This window comes from Psychrobacter sp. T6-1, from assembly GCF_052258445.1.
The window spans coordinates 1-1,349 of record NZ_JBQQFC010000470.1 but is presented as its reverse complement, the minus strand read 5'-3'; the positions used below and the strand labels follow the sequence as shown (position 1 = coordinate 1,349).

Below are 1,349 nucleotides of genomic sequence, written 5' to 3'. Positions count from 1 at the left end.
ACCTCGTTTGCCGCCGTCTTTGTGTCGCCTGAGATTGACGATGATATCGAGATCGATATCAATCCAGCGGACTTGCGCATTGATACCTACCGCTCATCGGGCGCAGGCGGTCAGCACGTCAACACCACGGATTCTGCGGTACGTATCACTCACGAGCCAAGCGGCGTGGTGGTGACCTGTCAAAACGAGCGTAGTCAGCACGGTAACAAGGCGACCGCAATGAAAATGCTACGCGCCAAGCTTTATGAGCTTGAGATGCAAAAACGTATGGAGTCACAACAAGCGGTCGAGGATAATAAGTCTGATGTCGGTTGGGGTAGTCAAATTCGCTCGTATGTGCTTGATGATTCGCGTATCAAAGACTTGCGTACGGGCATTGAGACCTTTAATACGGGTGCGGTACTCGACGGCGATCTCGATCAATTTATCGAAGCGAGTCTTAAGGCAGGATTGTAAAAACACTTTCGATATTTAAATAAATCCAAATTTAAGGAAAATTATGCCAAGCGTTAATAGTTATTTTGATGACAAAGTCACGTCCATCGCCTTTCAAACGGCTACGCTTCCCGCTACTGTCGGCGTTATGGAAATTGGTGAGTACGAGTTTGGCACCAGCGAATTTGAAACCATGAGCGTAGTCAGTGGTGCGTTGACAGTCAAATTGCCTAAGAGCGATGAGTGGCAAACTTTCAAGGCTGGCGAGTCATTCACAGTAAAGGCCAATCAAAAATTCAATGTCAAAGTAGATGTAGAAACGGCTTATTTATGTACTTATGGTAAGTAGTGGTTTTTAGATACGGACTAGAACACTACTACTATAAGAACGCCAAGTGTAATGCTTGGCGTTTTTTATGCACAATACTTTTTTTACACAGTATTACACTTTGTGTGCGTCAAACACACAGCGCCGTATTAGATATTTACCTATGATTAAGCTCATAAACTTTACTTTTAAGGGTATAGCACATGATAACAGCGACTGAGCAAGTCATAGACGATCTGCGTCACGATTATGAGCGCTTAGCTCGCCGCGCAAAGCTGCGTTATGTCAGTGATGATGAGCCAGGATTTACGCGAGTACGCTGGGGTCGCGGCTTTACTTATCGAGATGAGGCGGGCAAGACGGTCAAAGACAAAGCCTTGCGCCGACGTTTTGAAGAGCTGGTTATTCCGCCGATGTGGACTGAGGTCTGGATATGCCAAGATGACAAAGGACATCTGCAATCGACAGGACGCGATCTCAAGGCGCGCAAACAGTACTTGTATCATCCCGCATGGAACAACGTGCGCGATGAGGCTAAGTTCGATGCGATGATAGGGTTTGGCGAGGCGCTACCTCTTCTGCGAGC

The 1,349-nt window shown here is 46.9% G+C and carries 2 protein-coding genes and 1 pseudogene; all 3 read left to right on the top strand.

Annotation, left to right across the window (positions count from 1 at the left end; all coding sequences use genetic code 11):
* A partial coding sequence (locus ACTXGO_RS13885) for a peptide chain release factor-like protein (protein ID WP_443574931.1) occupies positions 1–456 on the top strand: 456 nt, incomplete at its 5' end.
* Between the two features lie 43 nt (positions 457–499).
* Positions 500–784, top strand: a complete 285-nt coding sequence (ppnP, locus tag ACTXGO_RS13880; RefSeq protein WP_435949218.1) for a pyrimidine/purine nucleoside phosphorylase — start codon at positions 500–502, stop codon at positions 782–784.
* Between the two features lie 182 nt (positions 785–966).
* A pseudogene (locus ACTXGO_RS13875) lies at positions 967–1,349 on the top strand (DNA topoisomerase IB); the annotation flags it as partial.

What these genes read in the sequence shown, in the direction of transcription:
- ppnP (WP_435949218.1), top strand. Translation starts at nt 500, where the DNA reads ATGCCAAGCGTTAATAGTTATTTTGATGACAAAGTCACGTCCATCGCC.